This is a genomic window from Kitasatospora sp. NPDC002227 (assembly GCF_040296285.1).
Taxonomy (GTDB): Bacteria; Actinomycetota; Actinomycetes; order Streptomycetales; family Streptomycetaceae; genus Kitasatospora.
Genome location: NZ_JBEOWY010000003.1, coordinates 106,349 through 121,411 on the forward strand (window position 1 = coordinate 106,349; position 15,063 = coordinate 121,411).

The window sequence follows — 15,063 nt, forward strand, 5'->3', positions numbered from 1 at the left end:
CAGCAGAAGAACCGTCAGATACCGCGCAGCCGCCAGGACCGCCACCAGAGCCGTTCGCGGACCACGGCGACCACCGCGGTGAGCACCAGCGGCTGGAGGTAGGGCATCAGGCGGGCGCCGATCCGGCGGCGTAGCAGGAGGCCCTTGTACTCGGGCAGCGCCCGGTAGCCGGGCCAGCACTCGGCGGCGAAGGCGATCAGCTCGGCCTCGGGCACCACGTCGGTGCGGCCGCGGTCGTAAGCGCGCACGGCGCGGCGCAGCGCGATCCGGGCCAGCTTGCGGTTGACGGTGTCCGCCAGCTTCGCCCGGTCCTCCAGGTGCTCGGCACAGCCGCTGAGCACGGCGTCGTAGGCGACCTTGTTCTGCCGCAGGTCGTCCATCTGGCCGCCGAACTCGGTGGCGGACATGTTGTTGCCGTGCTTGCGGTAGTAGGCCTGGTCGACGCCCTGGACGTAGCCGACGTCGGCCCGGGAGGCGAGCCGCATCCACATCTCGACGTCGCCGGCGTGCGGGAGTTCGGGGTCGTAGCCGCCGACCTCGCGCTGCAGCGAGGTGCGCACCACCACCTCGGGGGAGGTGATGCAGCCGTGCGCCTCCTTGAAGCGCCGGGCCAGCCACCACTGGCCGGGGAAGACGGTGGTGCCGCGCAGCTGGGTGCGGGCGGGCGGCAGCGGGCTGCCGTGCTGGAAGTGGATCGGGTGCCCGTAGACGAAGCCGACCTCGGGGTGGGCGTCGAGCAGTCCGACGGCCCGGGTGAGCGCGCCGGGGGTGAGCCGGTCGTCGGCCGAGAGCAGCACGGTGTAGTCGCCGTCGGCCCATTCGAGCAGGCCCTCGTTGTAGGTGGCGATGTGGCCCTTGTTGACCTCGTGGACGCGCACCTCGATCCGCGGGTCCTTGGCGGCCAGCCGGTGGGCCGCCGCTGCGGAGTCGTCGGGCGAGCAGTCGTCGATGATCAACACCTTGACGTCCACGCCCGGTTGCTCGTCCAGCACGCTGCTGACGCAGTCGGCGAGATAGTGGCCGTACTTGTAGCACGGGATCACCACGCTGACGGTGCTCAACTCGGGTATTCCTCTCGAAGTCTGCGGAAGGTGCGGGGCCCGGGAGCGCGAGGCTCCCGGGCCCGGGGCCGGTCAGCTGGTCGGTTCGCTGCCCGGCGTTGCCATGCTCGGACCGTTGTCCAGTCCGAGGAGGCCCCCCAACAGCCGCTCCAACGGAGTCAGCAGGCTGTCGAGGAGCGGGAGCTGTAACGACGTCACGGGCGCGCCCGGCGGCCGGACGTTGGTGAAGACCGGGTCCACCCAGTAGTTGGTCGAGTTGAAGGTGCTGGTCGGGAAGCCGGTCGCGCCGTACTTGTAGATCCCGTTGGCGCCGCCGGTCCCGTCCGCATTGGCCTTCAACGGGTAGTTGGAGTACCCGCCGGCGAAGTAGCCGTTGCTGCCGGAGTAGTGGCCCTTGGGCGCGAAGTACGAGACCACGTAGCTGGTGCCCGCGGTGACCGCGACCGGGGTGGTGAAGGTCAGCGTCTGCCAGCCGGAGGCCGTCTCGCCGGTGAAGGTGCCGGTGGCGAGCTGGGTGCCGGTGTTGGACCAGAGCGTGCCCGTGTGGGTGCCGGTGTTGGCCACCGACTTGTAGAACCGCAGGCCGGTGATCCAGCCGTTCACCGAGGAGCTGAACCTGGTGCCGAGCTCCACCGCGGTGGCGTCACCCGAGTCGAGCGAGGCCGGCGCGGTGGCGGAGTTCCACAGCGAGCAGGGGCAGGTGATGGTCGGCGGGGTCGGGCTGGTGGTGAAGCTCCAGCTCTTCGGCGCCGCCATCTGGTTGCCCCACGGGTCGTTGGCGGTGACCGTGGCGGTGTACGAGGTGCCGAGCGCCAGCTGCCCGTTGGGCCGCAGGGTGGCGGTGGCCGTCGCGGTGTCGTAGCTGACCGTGGCCGGCACGGTGGAGCCGCCACCGGTCAGGGTGAAGTTGAGCGTCTTGCTGTCGATGGTGTGGTTGAAGGTGGCGGTGGCCGAAGCCGTGATCGCTACCCCGACGCTGCCGTTCACCGGGGTGACGCTGGTGACGGCGGGCGGGGTGGTGGTGTCCACGGAGGTGTCGAGCACCGCGTCCACCCAGTAGTTGGAGCTGTGGTAGCTGCTGCTGGGGAACCCGCCGCCGGTGTTGTACCGGTAGAGCGCGTTGTCCCCGTCGGCCCCCGCCATCAGCGCCTTGATCGGGTCGATCCCGGCGCCCTGCCCGGTGAAGTAGCCGTCGTCGTACGAGTAGTGGCCGTTGGGGGCGTAGTAGGAGGCGATGTAGGTGGTGTTGGCCTTGACCGGCACGGGCTGCGCGAAGGTGAGCTGCTGCCAGCCGGAGGCCGTCTCGCCGGTGAACGTTCCGGTGCCCAGCAGGGTGCCGTCACTGGCCCACAGGCTGCCGGTGTGGGTGCCGGTGTTCAGCGCCGACTTGTAGAACCGCACGCCGGTGACCGAACCGTTCGCCGTGGTACGGAACTTGACACCGAGCTCGATCGCCCCGGCGTCGCCGGAGTCCACGTGCGCGGGCACCGCGGAGCTGGGCCAGATGGTGCAGGGGCACTGCTGCGGGCCGACGGTGATCGGCACGGTGACCGTACTGCCGGTCAGCACCGAGTCGTTGACGCCCCGGACCATGATCTGCGCGGATCCCTGGGTGAGCGGCGTCCAGGTGTAGCTCCAGTTGGTGGTGCCGGTGGCGCCCTTCCAGGTGGTGCCGCCGTCCACCGAGACCTCCACCCGGGCGACCACGCCGGGCACGCCCACGGCGGAGAAGCCGAGGTCGGCGGCGGTGCCGGAGACGGTCACGGGCTTCTGCACCGGCACGGTGCTGCCGGAGGCGGGGCTGCTGACCGAGACGTTCGGGCCGGTCAGCTCGGCGGTCGCGCTGGCCTTCACCAGGCCGGTCTGCAGGGTGGCGGGCTGGGCGCCCATGTCGGCCAGCAGGTTCACCGTGGCCTGCTGCATCCGGGAGTCCTCGGTGGTGGTGTTTCCCACGTGGAGGGTGTCCAGGCCCCAGGACCACTGCACCGTGCCCGAGCCGAAGACCAGCGCGTTCGAGTTCGGGTCCCGGTAGATGGTCGGGCTGTGGGTGGCCACGCCGTTGGCGTAGGTGTTGCCGTTGTCCTGCAGCAGGTTGCCGTCGTTGATGGCCACCGTGGTGGAGGAGAGGTCGATGGCGCCCGGCGGCCGGGAGCCGTTGTCCTCGTCCACGTCCCACTCGTAGCCGAGCGTGCCGGTCGGGAAGGTGGCGACCTGCCCGGCGGGCAGGGTGGCGATCGAGGTGTTCCGCCACATCCGCAGCTTGCCGAAGGCGGCCGGCACCGTCATGGTGTCGTTGCGGTAGCCGTTGACCCGGAACAGCTGCCCGGTGAGCGCGTTCTGCGGCTTGCCGCCGCCGCGCCCGGCGCCGACCGGGTCCATCCAGGTGCCGGTCCACTGCCCGCTCGGGTCGGGCACGCCGTCCACGCCCGGGATCTGCAGCTTGGTCTCCTTGTAGCAGACCAGCGTGCGGTAGGCGGTGCCGGTGGCGTCGATGGAGTTCTCGAAGCGGGTGCGCCAGAACATCTCGTTGGCCGAGAAGAAGGCCAGGTTGACCCCGGCGTTCTTGGCGGCGGTCACGTTGTCCCGCTGGGCCTGGTTCCAGTACTCGTCATGGCCGTTGGACATGAATATCTTGTGGTTCTGCAGCAGTACACCCTTGGTGGAGACGTCGATGCCGCTCAGGTAGCTGACGTCGTAACCGCCCCGCTCCAGCCAGCCGATCATCGAGTACTCGGAGCCGTAGATGCCGTTGTCGGCGCCGATGTCCAGCGGGCGGTTGTAACTCACCTTGTACGCGCGGCCGTCGGGCGCGGGCCCGGAGCCGTTGTACAGGTTCTGGCCGCCCCAGTTGTTGTACGCCTGCCAGGTCTGGTCCGAGGTCTGCACCACGATGTCGGAGTGGCTCGACTCGTCCCGGACGATGATCGGGTACGGCATCAGGCCGCTGCCGTCGGCCTGCTGGATGTTGGCCAGGTACAGGCCCGAGACGGCGTCGGAGGGCACCTGCCAGGTGACGGTGGTGGTCCAGTTGCCGCAGTCGACCAGGCCGACCGAGGCGTCCGAGAGGCAGTTCGGCTGGGTCTTGGCCGGGTAGGTGGCGGTGGGCGAACTGGGCATCTTGCGGGCCCGGTTGCCCTGGTACCAGCCGAGCCGGTAGATCTCGATCTGGTACGGGGTCGGCGAGTTCACCTTGAACTCGATGGTGTCACCCGGCTTGTAGCTCTCGTGGGTGGTGAAACCCTGGATGGCGCCCCAGGCGTTCGGGGAGTACCAGTCCTCCACCGGGTTGCCCGGCTTGCTGTTCTCACAGGCGACCTTGTTCACCACGGGGGTGGCACACGGGTCGCCCGCGGCGTGCGCGGGCAGGGCCGAGAGGGTGGTGACGCCGAGCAGCATCACACCGGCGAGCAGCGCCCGGGGGAAGCGGCCGATCGTCCGGATCCGGTCTCGCAGAGACGCTCTCGACGGCCCGCGGGCCGCCGCACTGCTGATTTTCACTGTTGTTCTCCCCTAGCTGTGCAGAAATTAGGGCACCACGACTGCTGACCGCGGTGCCCCGGCCGCCGCCCGCAGGTACCGGGCCGGCGTACCGGCCCAGACCTCCAGCGGCGGCACGTCGCGCAGGACGACGGACCCCATGCCCACCAGCGACCACTGGCCGACGGTCAGGTACTCGCGCAGCAGCGCGCCCGCCCCCAGGTAGCAGCCGCGTTCCAGGCGTACCCCGCCGCCCAGTCTCACTCCGCTGGCCAGGGTGGCCAGTTCGGCCACCTCGACGTCGTGGGTGATGACCACCTGCGGCATCACGGCGACATGAGCGCCGATGCTCGCCCGTGCGGTGACGGCCGTGTGGGCGAGCAGCACCGTGCCCGGGCCGAGCTCGGCCCGGGCGGCGACCGAGGCGCTCGGGTGCACCAGGGTGGCGTACCGGCGCTCGGGCAGCCCCAGCCGCTCGGCGAGGTCGAGCCGGCTGGTGTACACCCGGGGGTTGACGGTGCACAGCAGCACCTTGGTGCGCGGCAGTTCGTGCACCAGCTCGGCCGGGCCGAGCACCGGCACACCGTCCACCCGGGTGCCGTGCAGCACCGGGTTGTCGTCCAGGAACCCGCGCAGCCGCCACCCGGCGGCATGTGCGGCCTCGGCCGTCTCACGGCCGAAGCCGCCCGCCCCGACGATGACCAGCTCGGGGCGGACGGCACGCTTGGAAGGCTGTTTCAGCACGGGTCACCGAGCGGGACCAGCGCGCCGCCCTGGGCCAGGCTGCGCCCGGCGGCCTCCAGGATCTCGAGCACCCGCAGGCCCGCCCGCCCGTCGGTGAGCGGGGCCCGACGCTCGCGGATCGCGGCGGCGTACTCCTCCACCACGCCGCGCAGCGCCTCCTTCTCGCCCAGCGCGGGGGCGACCATCTCGCCGGAGCGGTAGTTGACCATCAGCTCGCGCCTCGAGCCCGCGTCCAGCTCGTCCGGCATCGCCAGGTCCACACCCCGGTCGAACAGCGCCAGGCGCTGCTGCGGGTTGAGGTCGTCCCAGATCAGGGTGCGCTTGGAGCCGCCGACCATGGTGGTGCGCACCTTGGTCGGGGAGAGCCAGTTGACGTGCACGTGCGCGATGGCGCCGGAGGCGAGCTGCAGCGTCAGGTACGCGACGCAGGCCCGGCCGACCCCGATCGGGTCGGCGCCCTGGGCGGCCACCGCGACCGGGCGGTCCTCCTCGGGCAGCACGAAGTCCAGGATGGACAGGTCATGGGGCGCCAAGTCCCAGAGCACGTCCACGTCCCGCTGGACGAGGCCGAGGTTGATCCGTACCGAGTCCACGTACTGCACGTCGCCGATCTCGCCGGAGCGCACCAGCTCGCGGATCCGGCTGACCGCCGGGGTGTAGCAGTAGGTGTGGTCGCACATCAGCACCAGGCCGCGCCGCTCGGCCTCCTCGACCAGGCGCCGGCCCTCCTCGCCGGTGGCCGCCAGCGGCTTCTCCACCAGCACGTGCTTGCCCGCCTCCAGCGCCGCCATCGCGACGGCCAGGTGGGTGCCGGCCGGGGTGGCCACCGCGACGGCGTCCACCTCCGGGTCGGCCAGGACGGCGGCGTAGTCGTCGGTCGCGGTGACGGTGGAGTACCCGCCGAGCACCCGCTCGGCCCGGGACTTGTCCAGGTCGCAGACCCAGCGCAGCCGGAACTCCGGGGAGGCCTGGAAGTTGCGGATCAGGTTCGGGCCCCAGTACCCGGCCCCGATCACGGCGAGCCCCAGCGTTTCCGTCACAGCGTCAGTTCCCTTCGACAGCTTGTCAGTAGTGGTCATCAGTAGGCCCCCTTGCCGCGTGCCACCGCACCGGTGGTGCGCAGCAGGATCAGGGCGTCCATGGTGTGCGACCAGTTGTCCACGTAGCTCAGGTCGAGCCGCACGGCCTCGTGCCAGGGCAGGTCCGAGCGGCCGCTCACCTGCCACAGGCCGGTCAGGCCCGGCTTGACCAGCAGCCGGCGTCTGGTCTCCTCGTCGTAGTCCAGGGTCTCCTCCGGCAGCGGCGGCCGGGGGCCGACCAGGGACATGTGCCCGGCCAACACGTTGAACAGCTGCGGCAGTTCGTCCAGCGAGTAGCGCCGCAGGAAGCGGCCCACGGCGGTGGTACGCGGGTCCTGCCGCATCTTGAACAGCGGGCCGTCGGTGTTCAGGTTGAGCTCGGCCAGCTCGCTGCGCAGCGACTCCGCGTTGTGCAGCATGGTGCGGAACTTGAGCATGGTGAACGGCTCGCCGTCCAGCCCGACCCGGCGCTGCTGGAAGAACGCCGGGCCGGGGCTGCTGGCCCGCACCAGCGCCGCCAGCACCAGCAGCAGCGGGGTGAGCAGCATCAGCCCGAAGGCGGCCAGCACCCGGTCCACGATCTCCTTGGGCAGCCGGGCCGCACCGGAGCGCACCGGCGCCTTGACGTGCACCAGCGGCAGCCCGCCGACGGCCTGCACGCTGAGCCGCTCGGCGGCCACGTGGTCGAGCATCGGGCTGACCAGCAGCTGCACCCCCTCGGCGTCCAGCGCCCAGCCCAGCCGCCGCAGCGCGGCGTGGTCCAGCCCGCCGCCGGGCAGCGCCACGACCAGCTCGCAGCCGGTGCGACGGACGGCGGCCGGCACGTCCTTGGTGCGCCCGAGGACCGGCAGTCCGGTCTCGCCGGGCTCGGTGACGCAGGCCCCCACCAGGTGCAGGCCGTGCCTGCCGCGGCTGGCGAGCGCTTCGGCGAAGCCGTCGACCGAGCCCGGGTCGCCGAGCACCAGCACCCGGCGCAGCCGCCGCCCGGCGGCCCAGTGGGCCTGCATCCGGCCTCGGACCAGCCCCCGCAGCAGCAGGGTCAGCAGCGCGGCGGCCACCAGGCCGAGCACCGTGTCGTGCACAAGTCTGTCCTGGCCGCCGAGGACGAGTTCGGAGCCGATGACGGCGGCTCCGCCCAGGCCCAGGGCGGCCCGGCCTATCCGGCCGTGGTCCGGCAGGGCGGGTGCCAACTGCCGTGGTCCGTAGGCCCGTACGGCGGCCAGCGCCGCGGGCCACAGCAGCGGTAACAAGGTGTAGACCTCTTGCCGCCCGTGATCGAGGTAGACCACGAGCGAGGCGGCCGCGGCCGCCAGCAGGTCCACCGAGACGAGAGTGAGTAGATGGTCGCGCTGCCACCTCCGGCGCAGATCGCGCGGAGTCGTGACATCACGGTAATTGTCCGAACGTGCGGCCGATTCCACGGCCATGCTGTGCCCCCCAGCCGGTGCGCCCGACGAAAAATGCGTAAGACAGCGACAATCGCGAGCAGCGGCACCTGACTTCCCCCAGCAGGCGCCGGACTTGCTCACGTCGCACCATGCGATCCCCAGAGAGCAAGGTAGCGGCCCGAGGCGTCCAGGGGCGGACAAACCGCAAACAATCTCTCCACCTATGTGGGTGTCCGGTGGAGAGGCGGACGATCGGCTTCGGCTTGCGCGCCCTCGTGCGCCCCCGCCGGTCCGATTGGCCGAACGGCCCACCACAGGCCGCCCCGCCACGCATACTTGGGCCCGCACCACCAAGCATTGTGCGAGGCTACGGGCCTGGGCGGGCCACGGCGAGGGGATTCGATGAAGGCTGCAACGGTCGCGGTGATAGTGGTCACCTGGAACAGTGCCGAGGTGCTGCCGGGGCTCCTTGATTCACTGGAGCGCGGACTCCTGGGAATTTCCTGGGAGTTGACTGTGGCTGACAATGCGTCAGCGGATATGACACTCGACGTGGTACGCAGTGCCGTGCCTTCGGCCCGAATCGTGCAGACCGGATACAACGCCGGGTACGCCGCGGCGATCAATGCGGCCCTGGCCGGAATCGACCCCTGCACCGCCGTCCTGATCCTCAACCCGGACATCCGGCTCGCCGAGGGCTGCGTGGCCACCATGCTGCGCGAACTCGACACCCCCGGCACCGGCCTGGTCGTCCCCCGGCTCACCGGCGAGAGCGGCACCCTGACCCACTCGCTGCGCCGCGAACCGGCCGTGCTGCGCGCCTGGGGCGAGGCCCTGCTCGGCAACCGCCGGGCCGGCCGCTGGCCGGCGCTGGGCGAGCTGGTCACCGACGGGAGCGCCTACGCGACCACCACCACGGCCGACTGGGCCACCGGGGCGGCGCTGCTCGTCTCCTGGGAGTGCGTGCGCGCCTGCGGGCCCTGGGACGAGTCCTTCTTCCTCTACTCCGAGGAGACCGAGTACGCCCTGCGCGCCCGCGACCTCGGCTACCTCACCCGGCTGGCCCCTGAGGCGAGCGCCGTCCACCTGGAGGGCGACTCCGAGGTCTCGCCCCGGCTCTGGACCCTGCTCACCCTCAACAAGGTGCGCCTGTTCCGCCGCCGCCACTCGCTGCCCGCCACCGCCCTGTTCTGGACCGCGACCCTGCTCCGCGAGGGCTCCCGCGCCCTGCTCGGCCACACCCGCAGCCGGCGCGCGGCCGCCGCCCTGCTCAGCCCGGCCCGGCTGCGCACCCGGCCGACCGCCGAGAACCTGGCCTGAGCCGTGTACCTCTCCTCCGCCCGCACCGCCGACCACTCCCGCCCGGCCGGCCGCGCCGCCCGCCGGGTCAGCGCCACCGTGGTCACCCTGGGCCTGGTCAGCCTGCTCACCGACATCTCCTCCGAGATGGTCTCCTCCGTCCTGCCGCTCTACTACACCTCCGTGCTCGGCCTGACCATGCTTCAGACCGGCTTCCTGGACGGCCTGTTCAACGGCGCCTCGGTCTTCCTGCGACTCGTCGGCGCCCACCTGGCCGACCGCTTCCAGGCCCGCAAGTACGTCGCCCTCGCCGGGTACGGCCTCTCCGCCGTCTGCAAACTTGCCCTGCCGCTGGCCGGCGCCTCGCTGCCGGGCCTGAGCGCGGCCCTGGCCGTCGACCGCAGCGGCAAGGGCCTGCGCACGGCCCCACGGGACGCGCTGATCTCGCTCTCCTCCACCCCCGAGACCCAGGGCCGGGCCTTCGGGGTGCACCGGATGATGGACACCGCCGGTGCGTTCTGCGGCCCGCTCGCCGCCTTCGGGCTGCTCTCGGCCGTCGCGGTGGCCTACGACGCCGTCTTCGTGGCCGGCTTCTGCATGGCCACCCTCGGCGTGATCGTGCTGCTGCTCTTCGTCCGCGACGAACGCGGCACCCACCACCGCGCCTTGCCCGTGCTGCGCACCGGGCTCGACCTGCTGCGCGACCGCGCCTTCCGCCGCACCTGCCTGTGCGTCACGCTGCTCGAGACCGCCACCATCAGCGACGCCTTCGTCTACCTCACCCTGCAGCGCCAGGACGACCTCGCGGCCCGCTGGTTCCCCCTCCTCGCCCTCGGCACCGCCGCCCCGTACCTGCTGCTCTCGCTCCCCTTCGGCACCCTGGCCGACCGCTTCGGCCCCTGGCGGCTCTACCTGGGCGGCCACCTCTGCTTCCTGGTGCTGCTGGTCCTCCTCGCCACCGCCGGCACCGGGCCGCTCGTCCTCACCGTGGCCCTGCTCCTGCACGGCACCTTCTACGCCGCCACCGACGCCCCGCTGATGGCCCACACCGCCAGACTCCTCCCGGCGAACGCCCGCACCTCCGGCTTCGCCGTACTGCAGAGCCTGCAGGCCCTCGGCATGTTCGCCTCCTCCCTCCTGTTCGGCATCGTCTACCGCCTGGCGGGCCCCCGCACCACCCTCGAACTCTTCGCCGCGGCCCTGCTGCTCGGCCTCCCGGCCGCCGCCGTGCTGATCCGGAAGGGCACCACCGCTTGACCTCCTCCCCGCCCTGAGGACGGGGATTCCCCTCAGCCTCACGGCTGAGACATCCCACACGTGCGGGCTGCTGGGACAACTTCCTGCTTCACCGACGACTGCCCGCCCGGAGTGCTCCGTTGAGGTCTGACACCGTCTCCACAGGCTGTAACCGCCAGTCCGGCGGCCAGGATGTTCTTGGCCGCGTTGACGTCCCGGTCGTGGGTCGTCCCGCAGCCGCACGTCCACTCGCGGACGTTCAGCGGCATCCTGCCCTGCAAGATGCCACACGTGCTGCACAGCTTGGACGAGGGGAACCACCGGTCCACGGCGATCACCTCGCGTCCGTACCACTGTGCCTTGTACTCCAGCATCGACCGCAGTTCGGACCAGGAGGCGTCCGCGATGACGCGGGCCATTTTCCGGTTCTTGATCATGTTGCGGACCGACAGATCCTCGATCACGACCGTTTGGTTCTCACGGACGAGTCGAGTGGTGAGCTTGTGCAGGAAGTCACGCCTGCGGTCGGCGATCCGAGCATGCGCCCGGCCGACCTTGATCCGGGCCTTCGCCCGGTTCGCACCGTCTCCTCCGGCCTTGCGCGCGAGCTCCCGCTGCGCCTTGACAAGGCGTTCCCGGCCCTCTCGCTCGTGCCGGGGGTTGGTGATCTTCTCTCCCGTGGAGAGCGCCACCAGGGCGGTGATTCCGGCGTCGATGCCGACTGCAGCATTCACGGGCTCGGGCATCACGGGCAGGTCGAGGCACAGCAGAGAGACGAACCAGCGCCCGGCGCCGTCCTGCGACACCGTGACCGTGGACGGCTGCGCCCCCTCGGGGAGCGGGCGCGACCACACGATGTCCAGCGGATCGACCATCTTCGCCAGCGTCAGCCGGCCGTCACGCCATCGGAACGCGGAGCGCGTGTACTCGGCAGACCGGCGGGACTTCTTCCGGCTCTTGAACGACGGGTACTTCGCCCGCTTCTGCCAGAAGTTGGTGAACGCCCCCTGCAGGTGCCGCAGGCTCTGTTGCAACGGAACCGAGCTGACCTCGGAAAGGTAGGCCAGCCCCTCGGTCTTCTTCCACGCCGTCAGCATGGCGGAGGTGGCGCTGTAGTTCACCCGTTCCTGGCGCAGCGTCCACGCCTCGCTTCGAGCCTGCAGTGCCATGTTGTAGACCTTCCGCACGCACCCGAACGTGCGCGACAGCTCAGTCGCCTGCGCATCGCTCGGATAGAAGCGGTACTTCAATGCCCGCTTCACATGGCTCGTGGTCACACCCACAAGCTAGTAATGGCCGCCGTACACACCAACTCTGCGGACCATGGCACTTCGGGGCGCCTTACGGCGCAACGCAGCCCATTGCCCTGCTCCGCAACAGTTCCGTTTCCTCCCCTGGCGAGTGCCGGGGGTATCCACGGAGGTACTCGATGACCACCCGCGCCCGCGTGACCGTCCTCGCCGTGGCGATAGCCCTGCTCACCGCGCTCGGGATCGGCTACGGCGTGCACGCCGCCCAGCGCGAGAAGGTGACGCACCGTCAGGGTGACGGCGCCGCACCGACCGAGCTGGACCTCACCGGCGTACACGGCCGGATCCTGTTCCGCGACACCGAACCGGGCCCCGGCTACGGCCTGCTGGCCACCGTGGCGGCAGGCACCCCGGGCGGCCCGCGCACCGTCGGGCAGGCCTCCTGCGAGCGGGTCTACGCGGCGGCGGGCACGGTGGTCTGCCTCTCCACCGTCTTCGCGGCCATCCCCCGCCACCAGGTGCAGATCCTGGACGCCACCCTCAAGGTCCAGCGCGAGATCGACCTCGGCGCGGGCGCCCCCAACCGGGCCCGGATCTCGGCCGACGGCCGGATGGCCTCCTGGACGGTCTTCACCTCGGGCGACTCCTACGCCGCCAACACCTTCTCCACCCGCACCTCGATCCTGGACGTGCGCACCGGCACCCTGGTCAACACGCTGGAGGACTTCGACGTCCGCAAGGACGGCAAGCAGTACCTCCCGGTGGACCGCAACTTCTGGGGCGTCACCTTCAGTTCGGACGACAACACCTTCTACGCCACCATGTCGCCGATCAGCACCGGCAAGACCTACCTCGTCCGGGGCGACCTCGCGGCCCGTACCCTCACCGTGCTGCGCGAGAACGTCGAGTGCCCCTCGCTCTCCCCCGACGGCACCCGCCTGGTGTTCAAGAAGCGGGTCTCCACCAGCACCACCGCCCCCTGGCACCTCGCCGTCCTGGACCTCGCCACCATGAAGGAGACCCTGCTCGCCGAGCAGCACAGTGTGGACGACCAGGCCGCCTGGCTCGACGACCGCACCGTCACCTACGCCCTCCCGGTCGCCGGCAAGTCCACCACCGACCTCTGGCAGGTCCCGGCCGACGGCACCGGGCAGCCCGCCGTCCTGCTGCACAACGGCTTCTCACCCGCTCCCCTGCCGTAAGTCCGCTACAGCTCACCCCAGTTGGCCTCCTCGAGCACCCCGTGCCAAGGGTCCTCCGAGCGCTGGGCCACCTCCTCCGGGGTGAACACCAGCTCCTCCGGGCGGCGGCAGGCCGCCAGCTCCGTCCACTCCAGCGGGGTCGAGACGCCCGGCGCGTCCCCGGCCCGCAGCGAGTAGGGCGCGGCCGTCGTCTTGGCGCTGTTGTTCTGCGACCAGTCCACGAACACCCGCCCGGCCCGCAGCCGCTTCTCCATCCGGTCCACCACCAGCTGCGGGTGGCTGCGCCGCAGCCGGGCGGCCAACTCCCGGGCGTAGTCGTTGACCTGCCGCGCGGGGGTCGGCCGCAGCGGTACCAGCAGGTGCAGGCCCTTGGCCCCCGAGGTCTTCGGCCAGGCGGTCAGCCCGTCCGCCACCAGCAACTCCCGTGCCAGCAGGGCCACCGCGCAGCACTCCACCGCCGTCACCCCCGGGCCCGGGTCGAGGTCGATCACCAGCCGGTCGTGCTCCGCCGGGTCCTGCCGCCACTGCGGCACGTGCAGCTCCAGCGCCCCGAGGTTGGCGGCCCAGATCAGAGTCGCCAGATCGGCGACCACCACCTGCTCCATCTCCCCCTCGCGGTGGGTCACTTGCAGCGTGGTCAGCCACTCGGGCGCGCCCTGCGGCACGTTCTTGGCCCAGAACCGCTGCTCGCTCACCCCGGCGGGGAAGCGCAGGAACGAGGCCGGGCGGCCGGCCAGGTGCGGCAGCAACAGCGGTGCCACCAGGGCGTAGTAGCGCAGCGCGGCCGCCTTGGTCCAGCCCGTCGCGGGGTAGAGCACCCGGTCCAGGTGGGTCAGCTTCAGCCTGCGCCCGTCGATCTCGGTGACGGTCGCGGTCGGGTCGGCCGGCACGCTCTCAACTCCCCGTCCAGGCCAGCAGATCGGCCTCCGGCCAGGTGGTGACGATCCGCTCGGCCGCGATCCCCGCCTTCGCCGCCCGCGCGCAGCCGTACACCTGCCAGCTCAACTGCCCGGGCGCGTGCGCGTCGGTGTCCACCGCGAACAGGCACCCCGCCGCCTCGGCCTCCGCCAACAGCCCGTCCGGCGGATCGGTGCGCTCGGGGCGGCAGTTGATCTCCACCGCCGTCCCGCTCTCCGCACACGCGGCGAACACCTTGGCGGAGTCGAACCGGGACTCGGGCCGGGGCTTCGCCCCGATCAGCCGCCCGGTGCAGTGGCCGAGGATGTCGGTGTGCGGGTTGCGGACGGCGGCCAGCAGGCGCCGGGTCATCAGCATCGGCTCCATCTTGAGCTTGGAGTGCACCGACGCCACCACGACATCGAGCCGTTCGAGCAGCTCGTCCTCCTGGTCCAGGCTGCCGTCCTCGAGGATGTCGCACTCGATGCCGGTGAGCAGCCGCAGCGGCGCCAGCTCCTCGCGCAGCCCCTCGACCACCTCCAGCTGCCGCCGCAGCCGCTCGGGGCTGAGCCCGTGCGCGACGGTCAGCCGCGGCGAGTGGTCGGTGAGCACCGCCCACTCGTGCCCGAGCTCCCGGGCGGCCCGGCCCATCACCTCGATCGGCGTGCCGCCGTCCGACCAGTCCGAGTGCAGGTGGCAGTCCCCGCGCAGCGCCGCCACCAGCTCATCCCCGCCGGTGGCCAGCGGCTCCTTCGCCCGCTCCTCCAGCTCGGCCAGGTAGGCCGGCGTCCGCCCGGCCACCGCCTCGGCGATCACCCGCGCCGTGGTCGACCCGACTCCCGGCAGTGCGGTGGCGTGCGCGGCCAGCTCCCTCACGTCCGGCTGCTCGGCGAGCCGGGCGCGGACGGCCGAGGCCGCCTGCCGGAAGGCCTGCGAACGGTACGGCGATGCCTGCTCGCGCTCCAGCAGGAACGCAGCCCGCTCCAGCGCCTGCACGGGGTCCATGTGGCGGAGGTGCCCGGTGGCCCAGCTGGGAAAACCCGCCGTTCGGGCGGTTTCTCCCTATTCGGGCGGTTTCCCGCCACCCGGGCCGGGCAAGCCGTACTGGAGGGGGGCGCTCCTGGAGGAGGCATCGCCATGTCGCAGCCCGCGACCGCCGACCGCTCGACCGGCATACCGCCCGACGCCCTGCACAACGACGTCCTGCTGCGCGAGCTCGCCCAGCTGCACCGCACGCGCCACGAGACCTTCCTCTACGGCTCCGAGGAGGCCCTGCGCCGCCACACCCTGCGCACCGGCCAGCTGGAAGCCGAGTTCGTCCGCCGCTTCCCGTACCGCCAGGTCACCGCCGCCCGCACCCGCGCCGGCGCCCGGGCCCGCGAAACCGCCGCCCACATCGAAGCCACCCCGGCGTAGCCGCCGGCGTCCGC

At 71.5% G+C, this 15,063-nt stretch carries 12 protein-coding genes; 4 read left to right on the forward strand and 8 right to left on the reverse strand.

Features of this window, described 5'->3' with window-relative positions:
* Positions 1-14: 14 nt before the first annotated feature.
* The 5 genes from ABT095_RS04105 to ABT095_RS04125 form a co-directional block, all read right to left on the reverse strand.
* Positions 15-1,061, reverse strand: coding sequence for a glycosyltransferase family 2 protein (locus tag ABT095_RS04105; RefSeq protein ID WP_350527697.1), 1,047 nt, complete (start codon positions 1,059-1,061; stop codon positions 15-17).
* A 72-nt stretch (positions 1,062-1,133) separates the two neighbouring features.
* Positions 1,134-4,559 (reverse strand): DUF4082 domain-containing protein, encoded by a 3,426-nt coding sequence (locus ABT095_RS04110; RefSeq protein WP_350527698.1) that lies wholly within the window; start codon positions 4,557-4,559, stop codon positions 1,134-1,136.
* Between the two features lie 27 nt (positions 4,560-4,586).
* A complete protein-coding gene (locus ABT095_RS04115) occupies positions 4,587-5,282 on the reverse strand; it encodes an acetyltransferase (RefSeq protein ID WP_350527699.1) in 696 nt (231 codons plus the stop codon).
* Complete coding sequence (locus tag ABT095_RS04120) at positions 5,276-6,322, reverse strand: Gfo/Idh/MocA family protein (RefSeq protein ID WP_350527700.1); 1,047 nt, start codon at positions 6,320-6,322, stop codon at positions 5,276-5,278. The genes ABT095_RS04115 and ABT095_RS04120 overlap by 7 nt, the downstream gene beginning before the upstream one ends.
* Before the next feature lie 38 nt (positions 6,323-6,360).
* Positions 6,361-7,683 carry a sugar transferase gene (locus ABT095_RS04125; protein ID WP_350527701.1) on the reverse strand — a complete coding sequence of 441 codons (1,323 nt, stop codon included), beginning with the start codon at positions 7,681-7,683 and terminating at the stop codon, positions 6,361-6,363.
* Positions 7,684-8,151: 468 nt separating this feature from the next.
* On the opposite strand from ABT095_RS04125, the gene ABT095_RS04130 reads away from it, so the two are divergent.
* Positions 8,152-9,069: a glycosyltransferase gene (locus ABT095_RS04130; RefSeq protein WP_350527702.1), complete on the forward strand. Its 918-nt coding sequence runs from the start codon at positions 8,152-8,154 to the stop codon at positions 9,067-9,069.
* A 3-nt stretch (positions 9,070-9,072) separates the two neighbouring features.
* On the forward strand, positions 9,073-10,305 hold the full coding sequence (locus tag ABT095_RS04135) for an MFS transporter (RefSeq protein WP_350527703.1): 1,233 nt from the start codon (positions 9,073-9,075) through the stop codon (positions 10,303-10,305).
* 38 nt (positions 10,306-10,343) lie between these two features.
* Here the strand turns inward: ABT095_RS04135 and ABT095_RS04140 are convergent, their stop codons facing one another.
* The gene (locus tag ABT095_RS04140) at positions 10,344-11,561 is read right to left on the reverse strand and encodes an RNA-guided endonuclease InsQ/TnpB family protein (RefSeq protein ID WP_350527704.1); all 1,218 of its coding nucleotides are present in this window, start codon (positions 11,559-11,561) and stop codon (positions 10,344-10,346) included.
* A 152-nt stretch (positions 11,562-11,713) separates the two neighbouring features.
* Here ABT095_RS04140 and ABT095_RS04145 point away from each other — a divergent pair, with 152 nt between their 5' ends.
* Positions 11,714-12,736 carry a YncE family protein gene (locus ABT095_RS04145; RefSeq protein WP_350527705.1) on the forward strand — a complete coding sequence of 341 codons (1,023 nt, stop codon included), beginning with the start codon at positions 11,714-11,716 and terminating at the stop codon, positions 12,734-12,736.
* A 5-nt stretch (positions 12,737-12,741) separates the two neighbouring features.
* On the opposite strand, the gene ligD is transcribed toward ABT095_RS04145, so the two are convergent.
* Together ligD and ABT095_RS04155 are read right to left on the reverse strand one after the other, a co-directional pair.
* The gene (gene ligD / locus ABT095_RS04150; RefSeq protein ID WP_350527706.1) at positions 12,742-13,626 is read right to left on the reverse strand and encodes a non-homologous end-joining DNA ligase; all 885 of its coding nucleotides are present in this window, start codon (positions 13,624-13,626) and stop codon (positions 12,742-12,744) included.
* A gap of 4 nt (positions 13,627-13,630) precedes the next feature.
* Complete coding sequence (locus ABT095_RS04155) at positions 13,631-14,638, reverse strand: PHP domain-containing protein (RefSeq protein WP_350527707.1); 1,008 nt, start codon at positions 14,636-14,638, stop codon at positions 13,631-13,633.
* A 132-nt stretch (positions 14,639-14,770) separates the two neighbouring features.
* On the opposite strand from ABT095_RS04155, the gene ABT095_RS04160 reads away from it, so the two are divergent.
* Positions 14,771-15,049 carry a DUF6158 family protein gene (locus ABT095_RS04160; protein WP_350527708.1) on the forward strand — a complete coding sequence of 93 codons (279 nt, stop codon included), beginning with the start codon at positions 14,771-14,773 and terminating at the stop codon, positions 15,047-15,049.
* Positions 15,050-15,063 lie beyond the last annotated feature (14 nt).